The sequence below is a fragment of the Pseudarthrobacter sp. TAF60_1 genome (assembly GCF_052113505.1).
GTDB lineage: Bacteria > Actinomycetota > Actinomycetes > Actinomycetales > Micrococcaceae > Arthrobacter.
Genome location: NZ_JBFRDI010000006.1, coordinates 177,262 through 196,867 on the forward strand (window position 1 = coordinate 177,262; position 19,606 = coordinate 196,867).

The window sequence follows — 19,606 nt, forward strand, 5'->3', positions numbered from 1 at the left end:
CATCTGCAAAGGAGCAGCACCCATGACTACAGACATCCTGTGGTTCTCAGAACTCGGCCTCAAAGACCTGGACCGGGTAGGCGGAAAAAACGCCTCCCTCGGCGAGATGGTGCAGAACCTCACGTCTGCCGGCGTGCAGGTCCCGGACGGTTTCGCCACCACCGCCGACGCCTACCGCAGCTTCCTGGCAGAATCCGGCCTGGACCAGCGGATCGCGGACCGCATGCTCGGCCTGGATACCGACGACGTGACCGCCCTTGCCGCGGCCGGCCAGGAAATCCGGACGCTCATGCGCGAGACGCCTTTCCTGCCGGACTTCGAGAAGCAGATCCGCGACTCCTACCAGCAGCTGGTGGACAAGCACGGCGGCTCCGAGGATCTTTCCTGGGCCGTCCGTTCCAGCGCCACCGCGGAAGACCTCCCGGACGCCTCCTTCGCCGGGCAGCAGGAAACCTTCCTGAACGTGCGCGGCATCGAGAACATCCTGCTCGCCATCAAGGACGTCTTCGCGTCCCTCTACAACGACCGCGCCATCGCCTACCGCGTGCACCACAAGTTCGAGCACGCTGACGTTGCGCTCTCGGCGGGCGTCCAGCGCATGGTGCGCTCCGACGTCGGGGCTTCCGGCGTCATGTTCACCATGGACACCGAATCCGGGTTCCAGGACGCCGTCTTCGTCACGTCCTCCTACGGGCTCGGCGAGGCCGTGGTCCAGGGCGCCGTGAATCCCGACGAGTTCTACGTGTACAAGCCCGCCCTGCAGGCCGGCCGTCCCGCCATCCTCAAACGGGGACTGGGCGAAAAGGCCCTCCAGATGACCTACACGAACAGCCAGGAGATCGGCCGCACCATCGACTTCGTGTCGGTTGAGGCTTCGCTGCGGAACCGCTTCAGCCTCACGGACGACGACGTCGAGCAGCTCGCCCGGCATGCCGGCGCCATCGAAAACCACTACGGACGTCCCATGGACATTGAGTGGGGCAAGGACGGGATCGACGGCGGCCTGTACATTCTGCAGGCCCGCCCGGAGACCGTGCAGTCCCGCCGTGCCGCGGGCAGCCTGAGCCGTTTCCGCCTCAACGGGACCAGCCGCGTGCTCGCCGAAGGCCGCGCGATCGGCCAGCGCATCGGCGCCGGCAGCGTCCGCATCCTGACCTCGATCGACCAGATGGCCGCGTTCAAGACCGGCGACGTCCTAGTTGCCGACATGACCGATCCTGACTGGGAACCGATCATGAAGCGCGCCTCCGCGATCGTCACCAACCGCGGCGGCCGCACGTGCCACGCGGCCATCATCGCCCGCGAACTGGGGATTCCCGCCGTCGTGGGCACCGGGGACGCCACCCACGTGCTCTCCGATGGCCTCGAGGTGACTGTCACCTGCGCCGACGGTGAAGCCGGCCTGATCTACGAAGGTCTCTTGGACTTCACCGTCGAGGAAACCGAGGTCACCCAGCTTCCCGAGGCCCCGGTCAAGGTCATGATGAACGTTGGCACCCCGGAGCAGGCATTCACCTTCGCGCAGCTGCCCAACCACGGCGTGGGCCTGGCGCGGCTGGAATTCATCATCAACCGCCAGATCGGCATCCACCCCAAGGCCCTGCTGAACCTGGACGACCAGCCGGCGGACGTGGCCGCGGAAATCCGCGAACGCATCGCCGCGTACAGCAGCCCGCGCGATTACTACATCAAGCGCCTGGCCGAAGGCGTGGCCACCATCGCCGCCGCCTTTGCGCCGAACCCTGTCATTGTGCGCATGTCCGACTTCAAGTCCAACGAGTACGCCAACCTGATCGGCGGACCCGCCTACGAGCCGCACGAAGAGAACCCGATGCTCGGCTTCCGCGGCGCCTCACGGTACCTGGACCCGTCCTTCCGGGACTGCTTCGACCTCGAGTGCGAGGCCCTGTCCTTCGTCCGCAACGAGATGGGCCTGACCAACGTCAAGCTGATGATCCCGTTCGTGCGGACCCTGGACGAGGCCCGCGGCGTCATCGACCTGCTGGCCGAGAACGGCCTCAAGCGCGGCGAAAACGGCCTCGAAGTGATCATGATGTGCGAGATCCCGTCCAACGCACTGCTCGCCGACGACTTCCTGGAGTACTTCGACGGATTCTCGATTGGCTCCAACGACATGACCCAGCTGTCCTTGGGCCTGGACCGAGACTCGGCCACTGTTGCGGCCGGATTCGACGAACGCGATCCTGCCGTCAAGAAGCTCCTGAGCATGGCCATCAAGGCGTGCAAGGAGCGCGGCAAGTACGTGGGCATCTGCGGCCAGGGCCCCAGCGACCACGCCGACTTCGCCGAGTGGCTGGTAGGGGAAGGCATCGACTCCGTCTCCCTGAACCCCGACACCGTGGTGGACACCTGGCTCCGGCTCGCCGGCGGCGCAGCCGACGCCAAGGTTGGCGCAGGCGCGGCAGCCAACTGACGCAACGTAGCTAAAAGGGCGTGGCCGGCGGATGACACCGGCCACGCCCTTTTGCTGTATTAGGGGACGCGTATCCGTGGGGGAGCACACCGCCGAGCTAGTGCGGCAGTTCCATTTGGAAGCCGCAGCGGCACCGCAGTACCCGGGTTCGAAGATAGGCCCCCAGGAAGTCCTCGGCCCGAGGTTGTGTTGAGACCGGCGTGCGGGAATTTCTTTGGTCCGGATCCGTGGGGGACATGGGTTCCCCGCAGTGGACGTACTTGGCGCCCACAAGCACTACGTCATCGTTCGGGCTCGACCGGGCCAGCACGGCCGCGACAAATCCTGCGGTGGTGGACAGAACCCGGGAGTCGCCGCAATTGGAGCAGTTAAAAGCAACGGCGAGGGTTTCGCGCCGGCGGTCCATGACCGCGATGGAGTCGACAACCAGGTGAAGGTCCGTGTCGCAGACCGCGCACCAAGGCTGCTTTCCCCGTGGCTGGTGCGCGTCCCGCGGGACGTAGGTGCTCGAGATAGTGGTCAACGGATCAGACCAGGCCCGGGTAGCTGGCAAGGATGTAGTCGGCCGCAGCCGGGCCCTTCATGCGGAGCCCCTTGCGCTCGGGTTTGATGTGCTTCTTCCTCATCGCGGCCCAAAAAGCGTCTTCGGGCTGCGGCACTGACTGATGCAGAAAGCACCAGCTCGTGTACAGGCCGTAAAGGCCGTCCCGGCCGAGTGTCGTGTCGGACTGGTCGTCAGCGGCGATGGTGGCTTCTTCAAGGAACTGGTCGAACTGCGTATTTGCCATGGGGTGGCCCTTTTCGGCGCGGTGCGTTGTGCGCCGCCATGTGGCTACAGCAGCGGATCCTCAATACGTGCACAGGGCATTGAAGAGGTCATCACCCGGTTCTATGGAACCCTGCGGTACGGGCGGTCTGTGCATTGTGCGCAGTCACGGTCTTCCGAAGTGCAGTGCGCAGCCGGTTGCCGGCACCGAAGTCAATCTAAAGACAGTTCAGGAACATGTCTACGACGTAGACTTTACGCGTAGACTACGAGGAGAGCAAGCTTCTTCTCAAGCTGGGAACCAGCCACCTTGTGATCGGATCAGAATGGAACCCGTGCCGTCCCCAAAGACCCCGACCCGCCCCTCAAGTGGCGGAGATAAAGCCGGTGGAGAGAAGCCGAAACTGAGCCGCGAGCTGGTGCTGTCCACTGCACTCGAGCTGGTGGACGCAGAGGGCCTCGACGCGCTCACCATGCGCCGGCTGGGTCAGGAACTTGGCCGTGACCCGATGAGCCTCTACCGCTACGCCTCGAACCGCGCGGCCCTGCTGGACGGAGTGACGGAACTGGTCCTCCAGGAGCTGTCCATTTTCCCGGACCGCCCTGATTGGCAGGCGCAACTCCGGCAGATCGCCCACGACCTTCGCCTCCTGGCGCTGCGGCATCCGAACGTTGTGCCCTTGCTCGTGACGCGCCCGCTCTCGACACCGCTGGGGCTGCGCCCGCTGGGGACGCTGCGCCCGCTCGAACAGATTCTGTCGTTGCTGATTGACGCCGGGTTTGCGCCGGCCGACGCGCTGCACGTCTACCGGGCCTACTACGGCTTCCTGTACGGCCACATCCTCAATGAACTGCAGGAATACATTGTGGATCCCGACGAAAACGAAGCGCTCCTCCGTCTTGGCCTGCACCGTCTGCCGGCGAAGGATTTTCCCCGCCTCCGCGCCCTGGGCCCGGTGCTCGCGGACTACGACGGCGCGGCCGAACTGGATCAGGGCATCAGCATCCTGCTCGCGGGGCTCGCTGTGCCCCTCATCCACTAAGAGATTTTCAGGCGGCCCTGTCTGGGGCGCGACGGCGGCGGAGTTTCGGTAGGCCAGCCGTGCCGGAGCCCTGACCTCACGCCGTCCGTTCCGCCGCCTTCAGGATCGCCTGGCCCAGCTCGGCGGGTTTGGTGAACTGGGGCCAGTGGCCGGTGGGCAGGTCCACGTAGTCGACGTCGCTGATCCGGGCCAGTTCGGCGGTGAAGGGGTGGCCGGCGTCGATCCATTCGGTGAGGAGCGACGACGGGAACTGGCATGTGATCACCGTAGCCGGGACGCCGTAGCGGCGGACGTCGTGCAGGCGCTGCTTGCCGTAGGCCACGCCCTTGGGTTCGGGGATAGCCCGCGCCCGGAATTTCCGTCGCAGTTCGTCCGTGAGGTCCACCAGGTCAGCCTCCTCGAAGCCGTCCCACGGCGGCAGCGGCACATCGTCTCCTTCGGCCGGCAATTCATTGTTGATGACGCCGCCCTCACCGAGCGGTCCGCTGTCCACGTAGATGTTCCGGGCCACGCGGTCAGGCCTCGCGTCCGCCACGCCGTGGATGACCGCGCCGCCTCCGGAATGCCCCACCAGGACCACCTTGCCGTCGAGGCCGTCCACAACGTTCACGACGGCGGCGATGTGGTCCTTCAGGGTGATGCCGCCCCGCCGTGCATCGACGGATTCAAGGCCGGGCAGCGTCAGGGGATGGGTCGTGTGCCCCGCCGCCTCCAGTGCCGGCGTCACCTCCTCCCACGATGACGCGTCCAACCAGAAACCGGGTACCAGGATGATGTCCATGTCGGCACCCTACTCCGCGACCACGGTGCTAAGTAAGGCGCCGGGCAACACCGGGGCGGACAAACCGCCGTCGCGCATTACCGCCACCGCGTCCGTCAGCGGAACGAACTCGGTGTCGTGCGTGACCATCACGGTTGCCACCCTGAACTCATCCGTGACCCGCCGCAGCAGCCCGATGATCGACGCGCTGCGCTCATGGTCCAGCGCCGCCGTCGGCTCATCCACCAGCAGCACCTTCGGGTCGCCCATCAAGGCCCGCGCGATGTTTACCCGCTGCCGCTGGCCGCCCGAAAGCTGGTGCGGCCGCTTGTCCGCTGACGGTCCCAGCCCCACGAGACCAAGCAGTTCGAGCGCGCGGGACCGCGCAGCCTTCAGCGGCTTGCCGCGCAAATGGTGGCCGATCATCAACTGCTCGACGGCGGTGAGTGAGGCCAGGAGGTTGGGCTGCTGGAAGATGATCCCCACCTTCTCCCGGCGCAGCGCGGTCAGCTCTGTATCCTTCAGGCCCGCGGTGGTGATCCCGTCGATCACCACCTGCCCGCTGGTGGGGCGGACCAGGGTGGCGGCCACCGCCAGGAGGCTGGACTTGCCCGAGCCGGACGGCCCCACCAGCGAGACCATCTGCCCGGCCGCCACACCCAGGCTGACGCCGTCGAGGGCCTTGATGGTTCCACCCCCGTCCGGGTACTCGAGCGTGACGTTGTCCAGGGTTAGGGGGAGCGCGGCGCCCCCAGCCGAACCGGAGACAGATGTAACAGACAAAGACGAAACAGACATAACGAAGAACCTTTCGGGAGGAGAGGGGTTTCAGTTGCCGCCTAGGGCGATCAGCGGGTCCACCGTGGTGACCCGTCGGACCGCCAGCGCGGCGCCGGCGAGGCCGAGGGCAATGATGCCCAGCACGGGCAGCAGCGTGGTGGCAGGAGTGACGAGGAACGGTGCGGCCTGCGCTGCCGCGAACCCACCCAGGACACCGACCGACCCGCCCAAGCCTGCTCCGGCCAGGAGCACAATTGCGGCCTGGGTGATGGCGTCGCGGAGAACGTAACCGCCGGATGCGCCCATCGCCTTAAGGACCGCGATGTCCCGGGTACGCTGGACGGTCCACACAGTCAGGAACGCCACAATCACCAGCGCCGAGATTCCGTACAGGAAGGCCTGCATCAGCATCAGCGAGCCGTTCTCGCTCTTGAACGAACCGAGCGCCTGGAACGAACCCGTCCGGTTGGCGCTCACCGTCCCCGCCAGCGCGTTGGCAGCCGACTCGTCCACCGCAGTTCCGTCCTGATAGGTGACCGCAACGACGGTTGCAACCGGCGGATTCGCCGCGGCGCCGACCGCAGAGCCGCCAGCGCCGGTGCCCGGTGAAAGATGCGCCACCTCAGCCCAGCTTGGCAGCGCCGTCCACACCACTCCGGTGTGCGAATACCACTGGTCATCCACCACGGCGGTGACAGTCAGGCCGGTGCCGCCCACCGTGGCGGTATCGCCGACGTCGAGGGACAGGTCCGCCGCAACGGTGGAGCCGATCACCAGCGTCCCCGGCCGGACCGGGGAGGGCGCCAACTGACCGTCCACCGCCACGCCGAACACCGCCACATTGGTGGTGCCGCCGTCGCCGGCCTGGAGCCGGGACTGGCTGATGCCCAGGGCCTCGGCCCGGGCCACGCCGGGGGCGTGCTGCCAGCTGTCCACCTGCGCGGCGGTCACCTCGCTCTCGGTGAAGGACGCCGTCGGCTCATTGCTCCCCGGGGCGCCGAACACGATGCTGTCCACCGGCCGGGACCCGCCGCCGGCCGCCCCGGACCCCAGCTTCCCGATCGCGGAGGTGGACTGATCGCCCAGGCCTGCGGTGAGCCCGGAGAGCAGCACCAGCAGCAGTGTCACCAGGGCCACCACGCCGCCCATCAGGGCGAACCGGCCTTTGGCGAAGCGGATGTCACGAATTGCGAGAAACACGTTGTACTTCCTTCGGTGGGGGTGGATTTCCTTCTCAATCCACTTTCCCGCGCACCGCCGCAGCCCACATCGGGCACGTGGTTGATCCCGAGGGGACAAAGGGTTGAGCCGCCGGTCAACCTTTTGATTGATCCGCCAGCGGACTAGGGCGCCTAAGCTGAGGGAATGCCTGCCGCGGACCCACAGCCCACCCCGTCCGGGGCCGCCGTCCTGCGGTTCCTGCGGGTGACGCTGCATGTCGGGTTTGCCGTGCTGCTGCTCGTCGCCATCCTGCGGCTGCATCTCGCGGATGGACCGGCCGACGTCGGAACTCCCGCAGGTGCGCGGCGCTACGTTTGGTCCGCGCTCGCCGTCGCCCTGGCCGGGACCTACCTGGCCGGCACCCTGCTGGAGAAGCGCTACGACGCCGGCAAATCCGAGTTCAATCCGCACCCCTTCGCCCTCCTGTGGCTGGGCCTGGTCACGGGGCTGTGGGGCGTCCTCCTCGCCGGGAGTGCCGAGTTCTCCTGGGTCGCCTTTCCGCTGTTCTTCTTGCACCTGCACGTGCTGCCCCGCCGCATCGCGCTCGTCACGATTGCCGTCATGACGGCGGCCGTGGTGGCTTCACAGTGGGCGGCCAGCGGACTGCCGTCGCCCAGCTTGCCGATGGTGCTGGGACCGGTCCTGGGTGCGGGGTTCGCCGTTGTCACCGGGCTCGCCTATCGTGCGCTTTACCTCGAAGGGCAGGCGCAGCGGCTGGCCGCCGATGAGTTAAGGCGCACCCGGGCCGAGCTGGCGAGGACCCAGCGCGAGGCCGGAGTCGCCGCCGAGCGCGAACGCCTGGCCCGCGAAATCCACGACACCCTGGCCCAGGGCCTGTCCAGCATTGTCCTGGTGGCCCGTGCTGCGGAGAAGTCGCTGGCCGGCGGCGATCTTGCCACCGCCGCTGAACGGTTCGCGCTGGTCCAGCAGACGGCGTCGGAAAACCTGTCCGAGGCCCGCAGTTTTGTCCGGGGCCTCACGGCGCCCCGGCTCCAAGAGTCGTCGCTGCCCGAAACCCTCAAAAGGCTCTGCGGCGAAACCGAAGCGCTGGCCGCCGCCCGCGGCGAGACGCTCCGCTGCCGGTTCGAGCTGGTGGGGGACGCCGCCGAACTGCCGGCGCACTGCAGCGTCACACTGCTCCGCGCCGCTCAGGCAAGCCTCGCGAACGTCCGGCAGCATGCGAAGGCGCGTACCGCCGTCGTGACCCTGGCATTCCTCGGGGACGAGGTCACTCTGGACGTGTACGACGACGGCACGGGCTTTACGCCCGAAGTGTCGGGTCCCGGCGTGGCTGGCCGCGCGGACGGGAGCGGTTTCGGGCTGCGCTCGCTGGCGGGCCGGGTGGCGGAACTGGACGGTTCGCTGGAGGTTGAATCGGCACCGGGGGAGGGGACCGTCGTCGCAGTCCGGCTGCCGCTCACCGGGGTTCCCGGCCCGGCGGGGGAGCCGCGCTGATGGGAACCTTACACATTCTGTTGGTGGACGACCACCCCGTGGTCCGTGCCGGTCTGCGAGCCATGCTCACCGAATTTAAGGACTTCACTGTGGCTGCCGAGGCTGCCGACGGGGACGCCGCGCTGCGGGAACTCGCCCGGCTCCGAACGCTGGGGGAACGCGTGGATGTGGTGCTGATGGACCTGCAGATGGGCGCCGGAATGGACGGCGTCACTGCCACGGCTGCGATCCGGAAACTGGATTCCCCGCCGCCGGTCCTGATCCTCACCACCTACGACACCGAGGCTGACATCCTGGCCGCGGTGGAGGCAGGCGCCAGCGGCTACATGCTCAAGGACGCGCCGCCGGAGCAGATCCGCCAGGCGGTCCTGTCCGCGGCGGCCGGGGAAACGGCGTTGGCGCCGAAGGTTGCGGCGTTGCTGATGGCGCGGATCAGCAGTCCGGAAACCGCCCTGACGCCGCGCGAGGTGCAGTTGCTGGAACTGCTGGCCACCGGCCTGACCAATCGCGCCATCGCCCGGCAGCTCTTCATTTCCGAGGCCACCGTCAAGACCCACCTGGTGCACATCTACGGCAAGCTCGGCGTGGACAATCGCACGTCCGCCATCGCCCTGGCAGCGCAGCGCCGGATCATCCGCACGCCCGGCCAGTAGTCCCGCCCAGGGACCGAAACATAGTCGCCAACCCTCAAAATAGAGGTTGACGGCAGAACTGTTAGCGTTCACACTTTGAGGGGGAAAGATTCTAAGGGCGCTTGGCCCAATGAGGAGACAGGCATGTTAGACCACTCGTCGCGGAGCGATCAGTTTGTCATTGGCGTTGATTACGGCACCCTTTCGGGGCGGGCCGTGGTGGTCCGGGTCAGGGACGGCAAGGAAGTGGGCAGCGGGGTTTTCGACTATCCGCATGCCGTTGTGACCGGCGCCCTTCCGGCGGATGCGGCGGGCGTTTCCGGGAACCCGGCCCGGCTTCCCGGGGAGTGGGCGCTTCAGGTGCCCAACGATTACCGCGATGTCCTGCGGCACGCTGTGCCGGCCGCGATCGCGGACGCGGGGATAGACCCGGCCGCCGTCGTCGGGATTGCTACTGACTTTACGGCGTGCACCATGGTGCCCGTGAAGGCTGACGGCACCCCGCTGAACGAGGTGGCGGGGTTCGCGAACCGGCCGCACGCCTATGTGAAGTTGTGGCGCCACCATGCCGCGCAGCCGCAGGCTGACCGGATAAATCAGCTCGCCGAGGAGCGTGGGGAAGCCTGGCTGCCGCGTTATGGCGGCCTCATCTCCTCCGAGTGGGAGTTCGCCAAGGGCCTGCAGCTTCTGGAGGAGGACCCGGAAGCCTACGCGGAAATGGACCACTGGGTGGAGGCGGCCGATTGGATCGTTTGGCAGCTCTGCGGTAACTATGTCCGCAACGCCTGCACCGCCGGCTACAAGGGCATTTACCAGGACGGCCGCTACCCGTCCGAGGACTTCCTGGCCGCCCTGAACCCGGCCTTTGCTGATTTCGTCAGTTCCAAGCTTGAGCACGCCATCGGCCGGCTGGGTGACGCGGCAGGCTACCTCACTGCCGAAGCCGCCGCGTGGACCGGGCTGCCGGAGGGGATCGCCGTGGCGGTGGGCAACGTGGACGCGCACGTGTCCGCACCCGCGGCGCGGGCCGTGGAACCGGGCCAGCTGGTGGCCATCATGGGAACGTCCACCTGCCACGTCATGAACGGCGACGCCCTGCATGAAGTGCCCGGGATGTGCGGAGTGGTGGACGGCGGCATCGTGGAAGGACTGTGGGGTTACGAGGCAGGCCAGTCCGGGGTGGGGGACATTTTCGGCTGGTTCACCAACAACGGCGTCCCGCCCGAGTACCACCAGGCCGCCGCCGCGGCCGGGCTGGGCATCCACGAGTACCTCACCGAACTCGCCTCCCGGCAGGGCATCGGGGAGCATGGACTGATCGCCCTTGACTGGCACTCCGGCAACCGCTCCGTGTTGGTGGACCACGAACTGTCCGGTGTGGTGGTGGGCCAGACCCTCGCCACCAAGCCCGAGGATACGTACCGGGCATTGCTCGAGGCCACGGCCTTTGGCACCCGCACCATCGTGGACGCCTTCAGAGATTCCGGGGTGCCGGTGAAGGAGTTCATCGTGGCCGGCGGCCTGCTGAAAAACAAACTGCTGATGCAGATCTATGCGGACATCACAGGGTTGCCGCTGTCCACCATCGGCTCCACCCAGGGGCCGGCGCTCGGTTCGGCCATCCATGCCGCGGTGGCTGCCGGCACATACCCGGACATCCGCGCCGCTGCCGCCGCCATGGGCTCGGAACCCGGCGCCGTCTACACGCCGATCCCGGAAAATGTTGCCGCCTATGAGGAACTCTTCCAGGAATACCGCACCCTGCACGACTACTTCGGCCGCGGCACCAACAGCGTGATGCACCGGCTCAAAGCCATCCAACGCCGCGTCCAGGCGGAACGCCATGCCGGCAACAGTGCCGGCGCCGGAATCCGTCCCGGCGGGTCGGCTGTCCTGGCGGGGGAACGGGCATGAGCGGGCTGCTGGAAACCATCGCCGCCCTCCGCCGCGAGGTCTGTGGCCTGCATGCCGAACTCACGCGGTACGAACTGGTGGTGTGGACCGCCGGCAACGTCTCCGCCCGGGTGCCGGGCCACGAGCTGATGGTCATCAAACCATCGGGCGTTGCCTATGAGGACCTGACACCAGACCAGATGGTGGTCACGGACCTATACGGAATCCCGGTGAGGGGCATGAACATCGGCAGCGGCGGCACGCTGGACTGGGGCAACCCGGACCTGTCGCCGTCGTCCGACACCGCAGCGCATGCATACGTCTACCGGCATATCCCGGAGGTGGGCGGTGTGGTGCATACCCATTCCACCTACGCCACTGCGTGGGCGGCGCGCGGCGAGGACATCCCGTGCGTGCTGACCATGATGAGCGACGAGTTCGGCGGGCCCATCCCGGTGGGACCGTTCGCGCTGATCGGTGACGACTCCATCGGCCAGGGCATCGTGGAAACCCTGAAGAACTCCCACTCGCCCGCAGTGCTGATGCAGAACCATGGCCCCTTCACCATCGGCAAGGACGCCCGGGCCGCCGTGAAGGCTGCCGTGATGTGCGAGGAAGTGGCCCGCACCGTGCATATCTCCCGCCAGCTGGGCGAACCCCTGCCCATCGACCAGGCCAGCATCGAATCCCTCTACGCCCGCTACCAGAACGTCTACGGCCAGTGACGCCGCAGCCCACCCCTTTTCTCAGGAGAACCCTATGAGCAATGCCACCAACACCTCCGCCAACATTACGTCGCTTGAGCAGTACACGGTCTGGTTCCTCACCGGCAGCCAGCACCTCTACGGTGAGGACGTCCTGAAGCAGGTCGCTGCGCAGTCGCAGGAGATCGCCGCCGCGCTCAACGAGTCTTCGGACGTGCCGGTGAAGGTGGTCTGGAAGCCGGTCCTGACCGATTCGGACGCCATCCGCCGCACCGCCCTCGAAGCCAACTCGGATGATTCCGTCATCGGTGTCACCGCGTGGATGCACACGTTCTCGCCCGCCAAGATGTGGATCCAGGGCCTGGACCTGCTCCGCAAGCCCCTCCTGCACCTGCACACGCAGGCGAACGTGGACCTGCCTTGGGCGGACATCGACTTCGACTTCATGAACCTGAACCAGGCCGCCCACGGCGACCGCGAATTCGGGTACATCCAGTCCCGCCTCGGCATTCCGCGCAAGACCGTGGTGGGGCACGTCTCCAACCCCGATGTGGCCCGCCAGGTGGGCGTGTGGCAGCGCGCCTCGGCCGGCTGGGCTGCCGTGCGGACCCTGAAGCTGACCCGTTTCGGGGACAACATGCGCAACGTAGCCGTCACCGAAGGCGACAAGACCGAAGCCGAGCTCCGCTTCGGCGTCTCGGTTAACACCTGGTCCGTGAACGAGCTCGCCGACGCCGTGCACGGCGCCGCAGAGTCCGACGTCGACACCCTCGTGGCCGAGTACGAGCGGCTTTACGAGGTGGTTCCGGAGCTCCGCGCCGGCGGCGCCCGGCACGACTCCCTGCGCTACAGCGCCCGGATCGAACTGGGTTTGCGCAGCTTCCTTGAGGCCAACGGCTCAGCCGCGTTCACCACCTCCTTCGAGGACCTTGGCGCCCTGCGCCAGCTCCCCGGTATGGCGGTGCAGCGGCTGATGGCCGACGGCTACGGCTTCGGCGCCGAAGGCGACTGGAAAACCGCCATCCTGGTCCGCGCCGCCAAGGTGATGGGCGCAGGGCTGCCCGGCGGCGCCTCGCTCATGGAGGACTACACCTACCACCTCGCCCCCGGCGCCGAGAAGATCCTCGGCGCACACATGCTGGAAGTCTGCCCGTCCCTGACCGCAAAGAAACCGCGCGTGGAGATCCACCCGTTGGGAATCGGCGGCAAAGAAGACCCCGTGCGCATGGTGTTCGATACCGACGCCGGCCCGGGAGTCGTCGTCGCACTCTCCGACATGCGCGACCGCTTCCGGCTCGTGGCCAACGCCGTGGACGTCGTGGACCTCGACGAACCCCTGCCCAACCTGCCCGTCGCGCGCGCCCTGTGGCAGCCCAAGCCCGACTTCGCCACGTCCGCCGCGGCCTGGCTGACAGCTGGAGCCGCACACCACACGGTCCTCTCCACCCAGGTGGGAATGGACGTCTTCGAGGACTTCGCCGAGATTGCCCAGACCGAACTCCTGGCCATCGACGACGGCACCACCATCAGGCAGTTCAAAAAGGAACTGAACTGGAACGCGGCGTACTACAAGCTGGCCGGCGGGTTGTGACCGAATACCGCATCCGGTGGGGGGAGTACACAGCCGTCATCACGGCACGGGCCGCGGCTCTCCGAATGCTGCAGTTCGGGGGACGGGACCTCGTGGTCCCGTTCCCGGAGGGCGGGCCGATCCCCGATTATCGGGGCATCATTGCAGCGCCCTGGCCTAACCGCATCGCCGATGGAAAGTATGCCTTTGAGGGCATAGACCATGTGCTGTCCATCAATGAAGTCGAACGGGACTGTGCGCTGCACGGATTGGCGTTCCCGCTGGACTGGTCCCTCGAAGAGAGCACGCCCGCCTCCGTAACCATGGCGTGCACCGTGGGTCCGGCGCCCGGCTATCCGTTTGTCCTACGCCTCGTCGCCAGCTACCGCGTGGACGGGGACGGCCTGCAGTCAGCCGTCACCGCCACCAACATCGGCGGCAGCACGGCCCCATACGGCGTCTGCCCGCACCCCTACCTGGTCGCCGGGCCGGCTCCGTTGAACGAGTGGACCCTGGAAGTGCCGGCGGATGAGTTCCTGGAGGTGACACCGGACCGGCTGTTGCCTGTGTCCGTGCGGACGGTGACCGGGCACGCCTTCGATTTCCGGACGGCAAAGGTCATCGGCGCCACGGAGATCGACCACGCCTTCACCGGGCTCAACTTCGGTGATAGCGGCCGGGCTCGGCTCCTGGTCCGCGACCCGGGCGGAACCGGCGTCGGCATGGAATGGGACACGGCGTGCGAATGGCTGCAGATCCACACCGCTGACAAACAGCCTCCGGCACCCAGCCGGCTGGGCCTGGCTGTGGAACCCATGACCTGCCCGCCGGACGCTTTCAACAGCGGGCAAAGCCTTGTCAGCCTGGAGCCGGGCGGCTCACACCTGGCCGCCTGGACTATCTTCGCCCTCTGAGGCTTATCCTGCAGCGGAAGCCGGCGGCGCCGTCGTCGCGCGCAGCACCAGCTGCGGCTCGACGAGGCGCTTGCCGCCCTCCACGCCCTCCTCCAGGGAGGTCAGCAGGGCGCTGATGCACTGGCGGCCCAGTTCCTCAAAGTCCTGCCTGACGGTAGTCAGCGGCGGGTAAAAGTGGCCGGCTTCGGGCTGGTCGTCATAGCCCACCACGCTGACGTCCCGGGGGATGACCAGTTGCTGCTCGTGGAGCGCCCGCAGCAGCCCGAGGGCCATCTGGTCATTGGCCACAAACATGGCTGTGACCTCGGGCGTGGGCCCCAGCGAGCTGCCGGCCAGATACCCGCTGTCCGCGCTCCAGTCACCATGCAGGAGCAGACCGGGGGCCAAGCCGGCGTCGGCCAGTGCCTCGCGCCAGCCCTCCACGCGCTCGGCCGCGTCGAACCACTCCATCGGACCCGAAACATGGCCGATCCTGGTGTGCCCCAGGTCAATCAGGTGCTGCACTGCCATCCGCGCACCCATGCGCTGGTTGACCGCGGCACCCGGGCTGTGCCGCCGGGAGTCCGACGTGGCCGCCACCACCGGGACGCCGGGCTGGAGGGCATCCAGCGCCTCGAGGATGCCGGGATGCGGCACGATGACGATGATGCCGTCCACACCCTGGTCACGGAAGTGCTCCAGAGCATCCGAGACGGAGTCGACGGTGATCTCCCGCAGCGTGGCGATGCTGACAAAATAGCCGGCGGCGCGGGCCGCCTGCTCCAGCCCCAGGAGGGTGCGGGCAGGGCCGTACTGGGAGAGGTCAGAGGCCAGCACGCCGATGGTCTGCGAACGTCTGGTGACAAGCGTCCGCGCGATGGAATTACGGCGGTAGCCGAGCTCCGAAATCGCTGCCTCGACGCGCTCGCGGGCTTTCGCGCTCACATTGGGATGACCGTTGAGGACCCGCGACACGGTCTGGTGGGAGACGCCGGCGAGCTTCGCCACGTCCTTCATGACGGGTGCCCTCGTGTGCGACTGACCTGACATGTGCTGCCTACTTTTCCGGGGTTGCAGGGGCAGGGCAACAACCGTCGCTTATGGCCAGACAACGACGCTTGAATTTACAACATTTGTTTTCCCAAGAATACTGCTTGCTCTGTTTCGACAGCGTTGCCGGATCTTGCCAATTTCTCTTGACGACTCATCCCGCAGACCCTACGCTGGTCCTGTTGTTAGCGTTCTCATTCCAATGATAACGGAGTTTCGGGAGCTAGGACAACGAAGTGGGCGGGCTCGCTGAAGACCCCGCCTCGACTAGAACCAAGCGGCCTGTCCCTGGGATGGCCGACGAGCATCGCTGGCAGAAAAAGGTTCTGCCCAACGAGAGGACAGCTGTGAAGATCAAGAAACTCTGGGCCGTTTTGGCCCTCGCCCTGGCGCTTATTGTGGGCGCCACGGGCTGCGGTGCCCGGGGAGGCGCAAGCGGCGGCGGCGCAGGCACCACCGCCAACCCCAGTGATTCCCTGGTGGGAATCTCCATGCCCACCCAGACATCAGAACGGTGGATTGCCGATGGCGGCAATGTTGAGAAGTCCCTGAAGGGCCTCGGCTACAAGACTGACCTGCAGTTCGCTAATGATGACATTCCCACGCAGGTCTCCCAGATTGAAAACATGCTGACCAAGGGCGCCAAGGCCCTGATCATCGCCGCCATTGACGGCACCACGCTGACCGACGTCCTGGCCAAGGCCAAGGAGCAGAACGTTAAGGTCATCGCCTACGACCGCCTCATCAACGGCACACCCAACGTGGACTACTACACCACCTTCGACAACTACACCGTGGGCGTCCAGCAGGCGACATCGCTGCTGACCGGCCTCGGCCTCGTGGACGGCAGCGGCAAGGCCGTCACCGGCAAGGGTCCGTTCAACGTTGAGCTGTTCGCCGGCAGTCCGGACGACAACAACGCCAACTTCTTCTGGACCGGAGCGATGGACACCCTCAAGCCGTTCATGGATGCCGGCACCCTCAAGGTCCCCAGCGGCCAGACCAAGTTCGAACAGGCAGCAATCCTGCGCTGGCAGGCCCCCGTGGCCCAGAAGCGGATGGAGGACATCCTCACCGCCGCGTACAGCTCCGGCACCAAGCTCAACGGCGTCCTGTCGCCGTATGACGGCCTTTCCATCGGCATCATCTCGGCGCTGACCAGCACCGGCGGTTACTCCAAGGGCACCCTGCCGGTTGTCACCGGGCAGGATGCCGAGAAGGGCTCCGTGAAATCCATCATCGCCGGCGAGCAGTACTCCACCATCTTCAAGGACACCCGCAAGCTCGGCGAGCAGGCCGTCAAAATGGTCGATGCCGTCCTCAAGGGCCAGGAGCCTGAAACGAACGACACCAAAACGTACAACAACAAGGTGAAAGTTGTTCCGGCCTTCCTGCTGCAGTCCGTCATCATCACCAAGGACAACTACAAGAAGGAGCTCATCGACTCGGGCTACTACACCGAAGCCGACGTCAAGTAGGCAACCGCGAAGGGTGCGGGCACGCCGTTGGTTTGTCCGCACCCTTCCCGGGGCCCTGCATCCGCAGGTGCCCAGCTCCAACCAGTCAGCGGGAATGACCAATGAACGTACCCATCCTCCAAATGCGGGGAATCACCAAGACCTTCCCCGGCGTCAAAGCCCTCCAAGATGTAACTTTGGACGTCAACCGGGGCGAAGTCCACGCCATCTGCGGCGAAAACGGGGCCGGCAAGTCCACCCTGATGAAAGTGCTGTCCGGTGTCTATGCGCATAACACCTTCGACGGGGACATTCTGTTCGAGAACGAACCCTGTGAGTTCTCCACCATCAGCGACAGCGAAAAGCGCGGGATCGTCATCATCCACCAGGAACTGGCGCTGAGCCCTTACCTGTCGATTGCCGAGAACATCTTCCTCGGCAACGAGCTTGCCTCCCGCGGCTGGGTGGACTGGCGCAAGACCAACCTCGAGGCAGCAAAGCTGCTCGCCCGGGTAGGGCTCAGCGAAAACCCGGTGACCCCGATCCAGCACATCAGTGTTGGCAAGCAGCAGCTCGTGGAGATTGCCAAGGCGTTGTCGAAGCAGGTGAAACTCCTCATTCTGGACGAGCCGACGGCGGCCCTGAACGATGAGGACTCCGACCACCTGCTGGACCTCATCCTGCACTTGAAAGGCCAGGGCGTCACCAGCATCATCATTAGCCACAAGCTCAACGAAATCCGCAAGGTGGCGGATGCCGTCACCATCATCCGGGATGGAAAATCCATCGAGACCCTGCGCCTCGACGAAGGCCAGATCACCCAGGAGCGCATTATCCGCGGAATGGTGGGCCGCGACCTCGAAAGCCTGTACCCAGTCCGCACCCCCGCCATCGGCGAGGAAGTCCTGCGCATCGAGGACTGGACCGTCCAGCACCCGCAGGACCACTCCCGCATGGTGGTCAACAACGCCAGCCTCAACGTCCGGAAGGGCGAAGTGGTGGGCCTGGCCGGGCTGATGGGGGCCGGCCGGACCGAACTCGCCATGAGCGTGTTCGGCCAGACCTACGGACGCGCCATCTCGGGCAAGGTATTCAAGTACGGGGAAGAGATCAACACTTCCACGGTTCCGGACGCCATCCGCCACGGCATTGCCTACGCCACGGAGGACCGCAAGCACTACGGCTTGAACCTGATCGAAGATATCCAGCGCAACATCTCCATGGCCGCCCTGGGCAAGATCGCCAAACGCGGCTGGGTGGACAGCAACAAGGAAACCACGGTGGCCAACCGCTACCGGAAGAGCATGAACATCAAGGCGCCTTCTGTCGCCGCCATCACGGGGAAGCTCTCCGGTGGCAACCAGCAGAAAGTGGTCCTGAGCAAGTGGATGTTCTCGGACCCCGACGTGCTGATCCTGGACGAGCCAACCCGGGGCATCGACGTCGGCGCCAAGTTCGAGATCTACACGATCATCGCCCAGCTCGCAGCCGAGGGGAAAGCCGTCATCGTGATCTCCTCCGAATTGCCGGAACTCCTGGGTATCTGCGACCGGATTTACACGCTCTCTGCAGGGCACGTGACCGGTGAGGTTCCCATCAGTGAGGCCTCGCAGGAAACCCTGATGCACTACATGACCCAAGAAAAGGAATAACGAACCATGTCTGCCCTACGAGAATCCCTCGGCTTCCTGGCAAGCCGACTCCGCCAGGTCGGCATCTTCGTCGCCCTGATCCTGATCGTCATACTCTTCCAGGTCCTGACCGACGGCATCCTTCTTGAGCCGCAGAACGTCACCAACCTGGTGGTCCAGAACAGCTACATCTTGATCCTGGCCATCGGCATGGTCATGGTGATTATCGCGGGCCACATTGACCTCTCGGTCGGTTCCGTTGCCGGTTTCATCGGCGCGGTATCGGGCGTGATGATCGTGCACTGGGGCTGGGCCTGGTGGATCGCCATCCCGGCCTGCCTCCTTGTCGGTGCGCTGGTTGGCGCGTGGCAGGGGTACTGGATCGCCTACATTGGCATCCCCGCGTTCATCGTGACGCTGGCCGGCATGCTGATCTTCCGCGGCCTGACCCTGATCACCCTCAAGAACCAGCAGATCACCCCGTTCCCCAACGAGCTGCGCGCGCTCGGCGGCGGTTTCCTCCCGGATATTTCCGGCGGCGCCTCTGCCCTGGAGTGGCTGACGGTCATCCTCGGCGTCGGCGGAACCGCTGCCATCCTTTTCCAGGCCCTCAAGGAACGCCGCATCCGGCGCAAGTTTGACCTCGAAAACGAGCCCATGGCCTGGTTTGCCACCAAGACAACTTTCATCGCGGTCCTGATGCTGATCATCACTTTTCTGCTGGCCAGCTACCGGGGAACGCCTATTGTCCTGATCGTGCTCGCCGTCCTGGTGATCGTCTACTCGGCGCTGATGAACAACAGCATCTTCGGCCGGCACACCTACGCCATCGGCGGCAACCTGCACGCAGCTGAACTGTCCGGCATCAAGACCAAGGCCGTGACCTTCCGGCTCTTCGTCAACATGGGTGTCCTCGCGGCGCTCGCCGGCCTGGTCTTCACCGCGCGCCTGAACTCGGCGCAGCCCGCAGGCGGCACGGGCTTCGAGCTGGACTCCATCGCCGCGGCCTTCATCGGGGGCGCCGCGGTCACCGGAGGCATCGGCACCGTGGCGGGCGCAATGATCGGCGGCCTCATCATGGGTGTCCTCAACAACGGCATGTCCATCCTGGGCTTGGGCACCGACTACCAGCAGCTCATCAAGGGCCTGGTGCTCCTGCTCGCCGTCGGCTTCGACATCTTCAACAAGAATCGCGGCGGAGGCTCCGGCGGCAAAGCTAAATGGTTCAGCTTCGGAACCGGCAAATCGCCGGCCGCGGAAGCCCCCACCCCGGCAAAGGAGCCTGCGAAGACTCCTGCAGAACGGGTGACGCAGTAG

The 19,606-nt window shown here is 66.0% G+C and carries 17 protein-coding genes; 11 read left to right on the forward strand and 6 right to left on the reverse strand.

Annotation, left to right across the window (positions count from 1 at the left end; genetic code table 11):
- Window positions 1-22: 22 nt before the first annotated feature.
- Window positions 23-2,434 carry a phosphoenolpyruvate synthase gene (ppsA, locus tag AB4Y73_RS09270; RefSeq protein WP_441871132.1) on the forward strand — a complete coding sequence of 804 codons (2,412 nt, stop codon included), beginning with the start codon at window positions 23-25 and terminating at the stop codon, window positions 2,432-2,434.
- 97 nt (window positions 2,435-2,531) lie between these two features.
- Here ppsA and AB4Y73_RS09275 read toward each other — a convergent pair whose 3' ends face one another.
- Window positions 2,532-2,957, reverse strand: a complete 426-nt coding sequence (locus AB4Y73_RS09275; protein WP_441871133.1) for a hypothetical protein — start codon at window positions 2,955-2,957, stop codon at window positions 2,532-2,534.
- A gap of 4 nt (window positions 2,958-2,961) precedes the next feature.
- Entirely contained in the window at window positions 2,962-3,222 is a 261-nt protein-coding gene (locus AB4Y73_RS09280) for a hypothetical protein (RefSeq protein WP_441871134.1), read from the reverse strand.
- Between the two features lie 304 nt (window positions 3,223-3,526).
- On the opposite strand from AB4Y73_RS09280, the gene AB4Y73_RS09285 reads away from it, so the two are divergent.
- Window positions 3,527-4,243, forward strand: coding sequence for a TetR/AcrR family transcriptional regulator C-terminal domain-containing protein (locus tag AB4Y73_RS09285; protein WP_441871135.1), 717 nt, complete (start codon window positions 3,527-3,529; stop codon window positions 4,241-4,243).
- 76 nt (window positions 4,244-4,319) lie between these two features.
- On the opposite strand, the gene AB4Y73_RS09290 is transcribed toward AB4Y73_RS09285, so the two are convergent.
- From AB4Y73_RS09290 to AB4Y73_RS09300, 3 genes are read right to left on the reverse strand one after another with little or no spacing between them, the layout of a single operon-like run.
- Window positions 4,320-5,024 (reverse strand): alpha/beta fold hydrolase, encoded by a 705-nt coding sequence (locus AB4Y73_RS09290; RefSeq protein ID WP_441871136.1) that lies wholly within the window; start codon window positions 5,022-5,024, stop codon window positions 4,320-4,322.
- Window positions 5,025-5,033: 9 nt separating this feature from the next.
- Complete coding sequence (locus AB4Y73_RS09295; RefSeq protein WP_441871137.1) at window positions 5,034-5,801, reverse strand: ABC transporter ATP-binding protein; 768 nt, start codon at window positions 5,799-5,801, stop codon at window positions 5,034-5,036.
- Window positions 5,802-5,831: 30 nt separating this feature from the next.
- Window positions 5,832-6,983: an ABC transporter permease gene (locus AB4Y73_RS09300; protein ID WP_441871138.1), complete on the reverse strand. Its 1,152-nt coding sequence runs from the start codon at window positions 6,981-6,983 to the stop codon at window positions 5,832-5,834.
- A gap of 165 nt (window positions 6,984-7,148) precedes the next feature.
- Between AB4Y73_RS09300 and AB4Y73_RS09305 the strand changes: the two genes are divergently transcribed.
- The 6 genes from AB4Y73_RS09305 (at window position 7,149) to AB4Y73_RS09330 (ending at window position 14,172) form a co-directional block, all read left to right on the forward strand.
- Entirely contained in the window at window positions 7,149-8,459 is a 1,311-nt protein-coding gene (locus AB4Y73_RS09305; RefSeq protein WP_441871139.1) for a sensor histidine kinase, read from the forward strand.
- Window positions 8,459-9,112, forward strand: a complete 654-nt coding sequence (locus AB4Y73_RS09310) for a response regulator (RefSeq protein WP_441871140.1) — start codon at window positions 8,459-8,461, stop codon at window positions 9,110-9,112. The genes AB4Y73_RS09305 and AB4Y73_RS09310 overlap by 1 nt, the downstream gene beginning before the upstream one ends.
- 123 nt (window positions 9,113-9,235) lie before the next feature.
- Entirely contained in the window at window positions 9,236-11,005 is a 1,770-nt protein-coding gene (gene araB / locus AB4Y73_RS09315; RefSeq protein ID WP_441871141.1) for a ribulokinase, read from the forward strand.
- Window positions 11,002-11,709 carry an L-ribulose-5-phosphate 4-epimerase gene (locus tag AB4Y73_RS09320; protein ID WP_441871142.1) on the forward strand — a complete coding sequence of 236 codons (708 nt, stop codon included), beginning with the start codon at window positions 11,002-11,004 and terminating at the stop codon, window positions 11,707-11,709. The genes araB and AB4Y73_RS09320 overlap by 4 nt, the downstream gene beginning before the upstream one ends.
- Window positions 11,710-11,743: 34 nt before the next feature.
- Window positions 11,744-13,279 carry an L-arabinose isomerase gene (araA, locus tag AB4Y73_RS09325; RefSeq protein WP_441871143.1) on the forward strand — a complete coding sequence of 512 codons (1,536 nt, stop codon included), beginning with the start codon at window positions 11,744-11,746 and terminating at the stop codon, window positions 13,277-13,279.
- Entirely contained in the window at window positions 13,276-14,172 is an 897-nt protein-coding gene (locus AB4Y73_RS09330) for an aldose 1-epimerase family protein (RefSeq protein ID WP_441871144.1), read from the forward strand. Before araA ends, AB4Y73_RS09330 begins: the two co-directional genes overlap by 4 nt.
- 3 nt (window positions 14,173-14,175) lie before the next feature.
- Here AB4Y73_RS09330 and AB4Y73_RS09335 read toward each other — a convergent pair whose 3' ends face one another.
- The gene (locus tag AB4Y73_RS09335; protein WP_441871145.1) at window positions 14,176-15,201 is read right to left on the reverse strand and encodes a LacI family DNA-binding transcriptional regulator; all 1,026 of its coding nucleotides are present in this window, start codon (window positions 15,199-15,201) and stop codon (window positions 14,176-14,178) included.
- Window positions 15,202-15,548: 347 nt separating this feature from the next.
- On the opposite strand from AB4Y73_RS09335, the gene chvE reads away from it, so the two are divergent.
- The 3 genes from chvE to mmsB all read left to right on the forward strand — a co-directional run bounded on the left by chvE (window position 15,549) and on the right by mmsB (window position 19,606).
- Complete coding sequence (chvE, locus tag AB4Y73_RS09340; RefSeq protein ID WP_441871146.1) at window positions 15,549-16,679, forward strand: multiple monosaccharide ABC transporter substrate-binding protein; 1,131 nt, start codon at window positions 15,549-15,551, stop codon at window positions 16,677-16,679.
- Window positions 16,680-16,780: 101 nt separating this feature from the next.
- Window positions 16,781-18,310, forward strand: a complete 1,530-nt coding sequence (gene mmsA / locus AB4Y73_RS09345; protein ID WP_441871147.1) for a multiple monosaccharide ABC transporter ATP-binding protein — start codon at window positions 16,781-16,783, stop codon at window positions 18,308-18,310.
- A 6-nt stretch (window positions 18,311-18,316) separates the two neighbouring features.
- Window positions 18,317-19,606 (forward strand): multiple monosaccharide ABC transporter permease, encoded by a 1,290-nt coding sequence (mmsB, locus tag AB4Y73_RS09350; RefSeq protein ID WP_441871148.1) that lies wholly within the window; start codon window positions 18,317-18,319, stop codon window positions 19,604-19,606.